Genomic DNA, 8,973 nt, shown 5'->3' with positions numbered 1-8,973 from the left:
CCTCAGCCCGCTACGCCATCGCTCGTCTTCGCGCCGGTCGTCGCCACGGGCTCCTGGCGCGGCGCGCAGGACGCGTCGCGCCACGGCACCGCGCCGGTCAGCAGGTACGTCTCCACATGCCGGTTGACGCACGCGTTCGGCCCGTACGCGATCCCGTGCGTGCCCGCACCGCGCTCGGTGACCAACGACGAGCCCGGCAGCCTCCGGTGGAGCTCCACCGCCCCCTCGTACGGCGTCGCCGCGTCCCGTTCCGCGGCCAGCAGCAGCGTCGGCGGCAGCGCGTGCCGTGCCGCCCCGACGTCGAGCGGGCGCTGCTGGTGCGCGGTCCAGAAGGCGCACGGCAGGTTCATCCAGGCGTTCTGCCAGGTCTCGAACGGGGCGCGGCGGGCGAGCCGGGTGTTGTCCCGGTCCCACACCGACCAGGAGCGCGGCCACGGGGAGTCGTTGCACTCGACCGCGGTGTAGACGGCGTTGGAGTTCTCGCTCGCCCGCGCGGACGCCGGGTCGGGCGCCGCGAGGGTGCGCAACGCCCTGTCGTCACCGCGCAGATACGCGGCCAGCGCGTCCGCGCTCCGGGCCCAGTGGCTGTCGCTGTAGCCGACCTGGAGGAAGGCCGAGTGCAGTTCCCCGGGGCCGACCCTGCCGCCCGCGGCCCGCCGGGCGAGCCGCTGCCGGGCCCGCTCGTAGGCGGCGGCCACCTGCTGCGGCTTGTGCCCCAGGTGATAGACCGCGTCGTGCTTGGCCACCCAGCGCTGCCAGTCGCCCCAGCGCCGCTCGAAGGCCGCGGACTGGACGAGGTTGCTCTCGTACCAGATCTTCTGCCCGGCCGGGTCGACCACGCTGTCGAAGACCATCCGGCGCACGTGCCCGGGGAACAGCGTGGCGTAGAGCGCGCCGAAGTACGTGCCGTACGAGGCCCCCATGTAGTTGAGCTTCCGGTCGCCGAGCGCCGCGCGCAGGACGTCCAGGTCGCGGGCGTTGTTGAGGCTGGTGAAGTGGGGCAGGTCGCGCCCGGCCCGGCGCGCGCAGCCCTGCGCGTACGCCTTCGCCTCGGCGATCCGCTGCTTCTTGTACGCGGCGGTGGGGTGCTCCTGGGCCTGGGTGGGGGCCTTGGTGAAGCGGGCCGGGTCGGCGCAGGACAGCGGCGCCGAGCGGCCGACGCCACGGGGCGAGTAGCCCACGAAGTCGTACGACCTGGCCGTCGTCTGCCACTGCTTGACCGCGCTGAGCAGCGGGAAGAACATGCCGGAGCCGCCCGGCCCGCCGGGGTTGTAGACGAGCGAGCCCTGGCGCTCGGCGCGGGTGCCGGTGGACCGGACGCGGCTGACGGTGAGGCCGATGTGCTTGCCCTCGGGGCGGGCGTAGTCCAGCGGGACGGAGACGGTGCCGCACTGCACGGGTGCGGGCAGCTGTTCGGAGGCCGGGCACGCGCCGAAGCGGATCCCCCTGTCGGCCGCCTCCCGGGCGGCGAGGGCGACCCCGCGGGCCTCGGTGCCGCCTCCGGGCGGCTTCGCCCGGCCGAGGCCGTCGGCCGGTGCGGGGGCCGTCGTGAGCGCGGTGAGGACCAGGGATCCGAGGGCTCCGTACAAGGCTGCTGATCTCACTGGCCATCCCTTCGCGGTGTTAATCCGACAAAAGGGATAATTGGTTCGGTGGTGGGTGAAGTACAGCACCCACGCCCGGTGTCGGGCGCATTGGGCACGATGGGCTCAGCGGCGCGGGGGAGGGGGCCGGTCCTGCGGATGGTCAGCAGCGGTGGTCGCGCAGCGTCGCCGAGAGGGCGGAGCGCAGCTCGGGGTCGGCCAGGGCCCTGCGGCCCCTTATGGCGAGCGCGGTCAGCAGGCCCGCGTCGTCGCCCGGGTCACCGGCGCCGCCGCGGGGCGCGCGCAGCCTCCGGCCGGGCAGCCCGGTGGAGATCCGGCCCAGCAGCTCCTGTCCCGCGGGCGAGGCCCAGCTCGTATAGGGGTGGACCTCGATCCGGGCGATCGCCAGGCAGGCGCCGGTCAGCAGCAGCGGCAGCGAGAACCAGGCCGCCACCTGCCCCTGGTGCGCCTCCGGCGGCGTCAACAGCACGGCCGTGGCACCGGTCACCACGATCAGCAGGCAGGCCGCCCGCACCTGCCGGACCGCGGCGGACATGTGCGTACGGGCCGGGGCGGGCACCGCGAGCCCGGCCGCGGTCAGCCGGTCGGCCAGCGCCCGTACGGCGTCGGCGGCGGCGTGCGCGGTGCGCACCGCGGGCACCGGTGACTGGCCCTCCGGCCCTATGGCGGTGATCACCGAGCGCTCCAGCTCGTCGCGGCCCACCGGGTCGACGACCGTCGCCCAGCCGGTGTGGGCCAGCAGCAGGCGGTGCTGCCGGCCCATCGTGACCAGCGCGAGGTCGGTGACCCGGTGCGGGCCGCCGGCCAGGAATGCCGCCTCGTAGAGCGTCAGCGTCTGCGGCCGGGCGCCGTCCGGGGCGCGCTCAGGGGCCTGCCCGGCGGCCGCCGCGGCCAGACAGAGGCGGCCGCAGGTGAGGAACGCCGCGGCCCAGGCGACGAGCAGCAGAATGACCCACATACAGGATGTGTACTCGACCGTCCCGTGATCCCGCCATCGGTTGTGCCGACATGTGGACGATTATTCGGTCCGGATGTACGGGCGCGGGAACTCATTTCTCCGACGGTCCGGGGGACGAGGGGGTGGCGGGGGACGGCTCGGGCCGGGTGGCGGCCGGAGGGAGCGGGAAGGCGCTGGGCGGGCGGATGCCCGAGGGAACGGCGGTCGGCGGGGGCGGCTGCTGGAGCTTCGTGTGCGCCGCGATGCCGTCGAAGTCGACCAGGCCGGTGTCCTCCAGCACCTTGATGTGGTCGAGGACGGTGGTGTTCGCGTCGTCGGCGAGCTCCCGCACCGCGGAATTGCGGGTGGTGGCCCGCACCTGGGCGACGACCGTGAAGACCGTGCCGTGCGCGAGCCGCAGGATGTTGGTGAACTCCCGGTCGTACGCGTCGCCGTGCGCCGCCCCGAGCCGGGTCAGCCACTGCCGCTGCTGGGCGTTGGGCTGGCTGGGCAGGTCGATGCCCAGCCGGTCCGCGACCTCGCGGACGTGCCGGTCGAGCGCGGTGTGGCCCTCGACGAGGTGCTCGCCCGCCCGCCGCACCCCGGCCGTGGTGCCGCGCTGCTCGGCCTGCTGCCCGGCGGGCAGCTCCCAGAGCCCGGCCAGCCGCACGCGGTCGACGAAGTCGCGGTCGAGCGCGGACAGCGGTCCGTACGGCGTGGCCACGGACCCGGCGGTGAGGTCGACGGCTCCGGTGCCGGTGCGGTCGCGGTAGGACCAGAGGGGGAAGAGCAGCGCGGCGACGGTCGCCGTGAGCGCGGTGACGACCAGGCCGGTGCCGGTGAACGATCGCATGATGCCTCCTCGTGCGGCACCGCACCGTAGGCCCTTCGCGCTGATCCACAAGGAGGTTCGGCGAGCCCGCCCGCCGGGGGCCGCCCCCGAACCGGGGCCCGGCCTGGACCTTTGCCCGCTTCCCGGGATCCGGCGCGCGGATGTGGCCTGCGTCACTGCGGGCGGAAGGTCGCCCGTGCCGGGTGGGGCGGTTGGTACGTTGACGGGTTCCGCACCGCGCTCCCGCAAGGCCCCGGGCACTGGTGAGGCCCCGCGATCGGGGGGATGTCGCGGGGCCTCACCGGTTCAACGGGCGGCCGGGCGGGTTGGTTCCCCCGCTTCTGCGGCACTATGGCGGGTGGGGGGTGGTGGGCGTGCGCGAGCGGCCGGACGGGAACGACGCGAACGAAGCGAACGACGGAATCGGCGGGAAAGCGGCCAGGAAGACGAGCGCCAACGGGAAGGCGTACGACCCGGAGCGGCTGTTCCTGCCGCCCGACGACGACCTCGCCCCCAACCGGCCCGGCGAGACGCTCCGCGCCCGGCTCGACGCCTCCGGCACCGGCCGCGTGGCGCTGGCGCTCGCCCGCTGCCTCGGCCGGCGCCCCGTCGAGGACGCCTGGCGCCGCGCGCTCGCGGCCGAACAGGCCGTCGGCGCGGCCCTGGAGGAGCTGACGGCGGGCGGCTGGGACGTGGTCCACTCGATCGTCCTGCCCGGCGACGCCGTCATCGCCCACCTCCTCATCGGGCCCGGCGGGGTCTTCGGCGTCGCCGCCAAGCCCGCCCACAAGGCCCGGGTCCAGGTCGGTGAGACCCTGGTGCGCGTCTCCCGCGAGCGGCACCCGCGCCCGTACGTGCGCGAGATCCGGCACGACTGCGTGCGGGCCTCGCTCGTCCTCTCGCGCGGGTGCGGCTTCCTCGTCCAGGTGCGGCCGGTCCTGGTGCTCGTGGGGGCCGGGAGCGTGGAGGTGTCACCGGCGCTGGAGGACGTCCAGGTGCTGGAGGAGGCGCAGGCGGCCGCGCTCGGCGCGGCAGGCGGGGTGCTGCACCCGAGCCGCGCCGACCGCATCCACACCGTGGCCCGCAACCGCCGCGTCTGGCTGTGGGCGTGACATGTCATCACCCGGGTGAATCCTCGGCCTCTTTCGGGGTGCGCGGTGCGGTGACCCGGTGCGGGCGCACGGGCCGGTGCCAGCATGGGCGGGACGTGTGCGTCCGCCTGCCGTAGGGAGCCGTCGCAGTGCCAGAACCGGGCCCCGGTCGTCCTCGAACCCCGGGCGCGCTTGACGCGGCAGGGGAGCCCGGTCAACGGCCGTGGCCGGTGCGGCACTTGAGGGTCGCCGGCCCGGTGCCCAGAGCCGCCCTCGCCCTGGCCGCCGTGCTCGCCGTCGCCGCGCCGACGACCGCCCGCCCCCCGCAGCCCCCCACCACCGTCGAGATCTCCCCCGGCGCCTGTGGCACCCCCTGGCCCCACCCCCACCCCGGCACCCAGACCTTCGTCCTGCACAACACCTCCGCCACCGCGACCGAGGCCCGCCTCGTGGACCGCGCAGGCGCCGTCCACGCCGAGGCGGAAGCCCTCGCCCCCGGCACCCACCGGCAGCTGCGCGCCCGGCTCGGCCCCGGCTCGTACGCCTTCGTCTGCCTGCCCGACGACGCGGACGCCGTCACCGGCCCCACCGTACGGATCACCGCCCCCGTCCGGGGGAGCGGCGGCGGGCCCGCCGCCGTCCCCGTCCGGCTCGACGACCTGATCCCGCCCGCCCTGGACTACCAGCGGTGGATCGGCGCGCGGATGGACGGGCTCGTGACGGCGACGGACGCCCTGCGGGCGGCCGTCGACAGCGGCGATACGGCCGCCGCCCGCGCGGCCTGGCTGCCCGCCCACCTCGACTACGAGCGGATGGGCGCCGCCTACGGCGCCTTCGGGGACGCCGGTCGGGCCGTCGACGGCACCACCGCCGGTCTCCCCGGCGGAGTGCGCGACCCCGGCTTCACCGGCTTCCACCGCGTCGAGCACGGCCTGTGGCACGGCGAGCACGGGCCCGACCTGCGCCGGGCCGCGCACCGCCTCGACACCGACGTCCGTACGCTGCGCGCCACTTGGGAGCAGTCCCGCATGGACCCCGCCCAACTCGGGCTGCGCGCCCACGAGATCCTGGAGGACACCCTGGAGCACGAGCTGACCGGCCGCACCGACTACGGCAGCGGAAGCACTCTCGCCACCGCCCGCGCCAACCTCGACGGCACCCGCGCCGTCCTCGACCGCCTCCGCCCGCTCCTGCGCGGCCGCTACCCCGGCCTCGACGGGCTGGACCGGCGCATCGCCCGCGCCGGCGCCCTGCTGGACCGCCAGGGCCCCCGCCCCGGACACCCCCGCTGGACCCCGCTCGCCCGCCTCGCCCGCACCGACCGCGAACGCCTCGACGCCGCCGTCGCCGACCTCGTGGAACGCCTGGCCCCCGTCGCGGCCCTCTGCGAACCCCGGAGGGCACCATGACGTGGCCCCGGCGGCGCGGGCTGCTGCGGGGAGCCGCCATGAGCCTCGGCGGGGCCATGGCCGGGGGCCTGCTCGAACACGGCGCCGGGCCCGGCGACAGGCAGCGCCCGGTCGGCGCCACCGCCGGTGCCGCGCCCCCCGGCCCGTACACCACCGCCCCCTTCCACGGGACCCACCAGGCCGCCCTGCTCACCCCGCCCGCCCGGAACACCGCCTTCGTGGCCTTCGACGTCACCGCCGACAACCGGGCCGAACTCGCCGACCTGCTGCGCGCGCTCACCGCGCGGGCCCGCTTCCTCACGGCCGGCGGCACACCGCCCCCGGTCGGCATCACCGGCCCGCCCTCCGACTCCGGGCTCCTCGGCCCGGGCGTCCCCGCCGACGGCGGGCTCCGCGTGACCGTGGCCGCCGGCTCCTCGCTCTTCGACGGCCGCTTCGGGCTGTCCGGCCACGCCCCGCGCCGGCTGCGGACCATGCCGCCCTTCCCGGACGACGACCTCGACCCCGCCTGGTGCCACGGCGACCTCGGCGTCCAGCTGTGCGCCGACAGCACCGACACCGTCCTGCACGCCCTGCGCGACCTGACCCGGCACACGCGCGGCGGCCTCCAGATCCGCTGGCGGCTCGACGGCTTCACCGCCCCGCCCCGCCCCACCGGCGCCCCCCGCAACCTCTTCGGCTTCAAGGACGGCACCGCCAACCCGAACCCCCGCGACACCCGCCTGATGGACCGGCTCGTGTGGACCGGCACCCGCTCCGGCGAGCCCCGCTGGACGACCGGCGGCAGCTATCAGGTGGTGCGCCTGATCCGGATGCTGGTCGAGTTCTGGGACCGGGTCCCCCGCACCGAGCAGGAGCGGATCCTCGGCCGCGACCGCGACACCGGCGCACCGCTGGACGGCGACCGGGAGTTGGACGCCCCGCGCTACGCCCTCGACCCCAAGGGCGAGGTGACCCCGCTGGACAGCCACATCCGGGTGGCCGGTCCGCGGACCCCCGAAGCGGAGGACCGGCGGCTGCTGCGCCGCTCGTACAACTACGACCGGGGGACCGACCGCAACGGCAACCTCGACATGGGGCTGCTCTTCTGCTGCTACCAGCAGGACCTCGACCGTCAGTTCACCGCCGTGCAGCGGAGCCTGGCGGGCGAGCCGCTGACCGACTACGTCACCCCGTTCGGCGGCGGCTATTTCTTCGCGCTGCCCGGGGTGCGGGACGGCGCGGACTGGTACGGCCGCGCCTTGATGGACGAGAGTGGGACCGCGCATGCCCCGTAACACCCGTATCGCCCGTGCCGTCCGCAACGGCACCGTCACCCGGTGTCCCGCCGTCGTCGCCGCGCTCGGCGCCGCCGCGCTGGCCGTGGCACCGGCCGTCCCCGCGCGGGCCGCGGACACCGCGTCGCCCGTCGAGCACCTGGTGGTCGTCTTCGACGAGAACGTCTCCTTCGACCACTACTTCGCCACCTACCCCAGGGCCGCCAACACCGACGGCACCCGCTTCACCCCCGCCCGCGACACCGCCGCCCGCGTGGACAACCTGCGCACCGCGGGCCTGCTCGCGAAGAATCCCAACCAGTACGCGCCGAAGCGGCTCGGCCCGCGGCAGGCGATGACCTGCGACCAGAACCACTCCTACAGCCCCGAGCAGTACGCCGCCGACGGCGGCCGGGCCGACCGCTACGTCCAGAACACCGACTCCGGGAAGTGCTCGGGCAAGCTGTTCGGCGAGCCCGGGCTCGTCATGGACTACTACGACGGGAACACCGTCACCGCGCTGTGGAACTACGCCCAGCACTTCAGCATGAGCGACCGCTCCTTCGGCACCACCTACGGCCCGTCCACGCCCGGCGCGGTCAACCTCGTCTCCGGCCAGACCCATGGAGTGATCTCCACCGACCCCGCGTCCGGCACGGAACACCCGCGCCGGACGCCGAAACCGGACCCGTACGCCGTCACCTCGCCCGGCGCCGACGGCGTGGGCACGCTCATCAACGACCCGGAACCGGCCTACGACGACTGCTCGGACAAGGACCACACCGCCAAGAGCCCGCTGGCCGCCCTCAAGGGGGCCAACATCGGGGACCGGCTCGGCGAGGAGGGCGTCTCCTGGGGCTGGTTCCAGGGCGGCTTCCGGCCGAGCACCCCCTGGGACGGCCGCCGCGGCCACTACGCGAAGTGCTCCGGCAGCACCCACGCCAACGTCGGCGGCGAGCGCGTGGTCGACTACAGCCCGCACCACGCGCCGTTCCAGTACTACGCCTCGACCGCGAACCCCCACCACCTGCCGCCGCGCTCCGTCGCCGAGATCGGCCACGACGGGCCGGCCAACCACCAGTACGACCTGACCGACTTCGACGCGGCCCTGCGCGCCGGACGGCTGCCCGCGGTGAGCTTCCTGAAGGCCCCGGCCTTCCAGGACGGCCACGCCGGATACTCCGACCCCCTCGACGAACAGCACTTCCTGGTGGAGTGGATCAACAAGATCCAGAGCGCGCCGGAGTGGCGGAACACCGCCGTCGTGATCGCCTACGACGACTCCGACGGCTGGTACGACCACGCGTACGCGAAGCCGCTCAACGGCTCGGGCGACCGCGCCAAGGGCCCCAGGGGGCGGACGGTCGACAGCCCGGCCTGCCGCACGGCACCCGCGCCGGCCGGGGGCCTCGCCGACCGCTGCGGGCCCGGCCCGCGGCAGCCGCTGCTGGTGATCTCGCCGTACAGCAGGGCCGGCACGGTCGACCACACGCCGACCGAGCAGACCTCCGTCCTGAAGTTCGTGGAGTGGAACTGGCACACCGCCCCGATCGGCGACTCGTCCTTCGACCAGCGGGCCGGGTCGCTGCTGAACCTCTTCGACTTCGAGCACCCGCACGAGGAGCGGGTGCTGCTCGACAAGGACGGATCGGTGCGGGACGGGGGAGCGGCGATGGCGAGGGTGACGGAAGGGGACGCCGGACCGCAGGCAGTGCCGGGCCCCACGCCCTCCGGGCCGGGATCCGGGGTGCCGGTGGGTTTCGTGGTGGGGGCGGCCGTCGCCGCGACGGGGGTGGCGGCGACACTGCTGCTCCGCCGTGGCCGTGGCCGCCGCTGAAGCGGTC

The 8,973-nt window shown here is 75.3% G+C and carries 7 protein-coding genes; 4 read left to right on the top strand and 3 right to left on the bottom strand.

What is annotated here, in order from left to right:
- Positions 1 to 2 precede the first annotated feature (2 nt).
- The 3 genes from ABD269_RS27215 to ABD269_RS27205 form a co-directional block, all read right to left on the bottom strand.
- Entirely contained in the window at positions 3 to 1,604 is a 1,602-nt protein-coding gene (locus ABD269_RS27215) for an alpha/beta hydrolase (protein ID WP_344121958.1), read from the bottom strand.
- 142 nt (positions 1,605 to 1,746) lie between these two features.
- Positions 1,747 to 2,562: a TIGR04222 domain-containing membrane protein gene (locus tag ABD269_RS27210; protein WP_344121956.1), complete on the bottom strand. Its 816-nt coding sequence runs from the start codon at positions 2,560 to 2,562 to the stop codon at positions 1,747 to 1,749.
- A gap of 91 nt (positions 2,563 to 2,653) precedes the next feature.
- Positions 2,654 to 3,394 (bottom strand): DUF4142 domain-containing protein, encoded by a 741-nt coding sequence (locus ABD269_RS27205; RefSeq protein ID WP_344121954.1) that lies wholly within the window; start codon positions 3,392 to 3,394, stop codon positions 2,654 to 2,656.
- Between the two features lie 353 nt (positions 3,395 to 3,747).
- On the opposite strand from ABD269_RS27205, the gene ABD269_RS27200 reads away from it, so the two are divergent.
- From ABD269_RS27200 to ABD269_RS27185, 4 genes are all read left to right on the top strand, one after another.
- Positions 3,748 to 4,485, top strand: a complete 738-nt coding sequence (locus ABD269_RS27200; protein WP_344121952.1) for a nuclease-related domain-containing protein — start codon at positions 3,748 to 3,750, stop codon at positions 4,483 to 4,485.
- A 236-nt stretch (positions 4,486 to 4,721) separates the two neighbouring features.
- The gene (locus ABD269_RS27195) at positions 4,722 to 5,873 is read left to right on the top strand and encodes an EfeM/EfeO family lipoprotein (protein ID WP_425572979.1); all 1,152 of its coding nucleotides are present in this window, start codon (positions 4,722 to 4,724) and stop codon (positions 5,871 to 5,873) included.
- Positions 5,870 to 7,150: an iron uptake transporter deferrochelatase/peroxidase subunit gene (gene efeB / locus ABD269_RS27190; protein WP_344121951.1), complete on the top strand. Its 1,281-nt coding sequence runs from the start codon at positions 5,870 to 5,872 to the stop codon at positions 7,148 to 7,150. Before ABD269_RS27195 ends, efeB begins: the two co-directional genes overlap by 4 nt.
- Positions 7,140 to 8,966: a phospholipase C gene (locus ABD269_RS27185; RefSeq protein WP_344121950.1), complete on the top strand. Its 1,827-nt coding sequence runs from the start codon at positions 7,140 to 7,142 to the stop codon at positions 8,964 to 8,966. Before efeB ends, ABD269_RS27185 begins: the two co-directional genes overlap by 11 nt.
- Positions 8,967 to 8,973 lie beyond the last annotated feature (7 nt).

The organism is Streptomyces blastmyceticus, from assembly GCF_039521185.1.
GTDB lineage: Bacteria > Actinomycetota > Actinomycetes > Streptomycetales > Streptomycetaceae > Streptomyces > Streptomyces blastmyceticus.
This window is presented reverse-complemented; position numbering and strand designations above follow the sequence as displayed.

What these genes read in the sequence shown, in the direction of transcription:
- ABD269_RS27210 (WP_344121956.1), bottom strand. Translation starts at nt 2,562, where the DNA reads ATGTGGGTCATTCTGCTGCTCGTCGCCTGGGCCGCGGCGTTCCTCACC.
- ABD269_RS27205 (WP_344121954.1), bottom strand. Translation starts at nt 3,394, where the DNA reads ATGCGATCGTTCACCGGCACCGGCCTGGTCGTCACCGCGCTCACGGCG.
- efeB (WP_344121951.1), top strand. Translation starts at nt 5,870, where the DNA reads ATGACGTGGCCCCGGCGGCGCGGGCTGCTGCGGGGAGCCGCCATGAGC.
- ABD269_RS27185 (WP_344121950.1), top strand. Translation starts at nt 7,140, where the DNA reads ATGCCCCGTAACACCCGTATCGCCCGTGCCGTCCGCAACGGCACCGTC.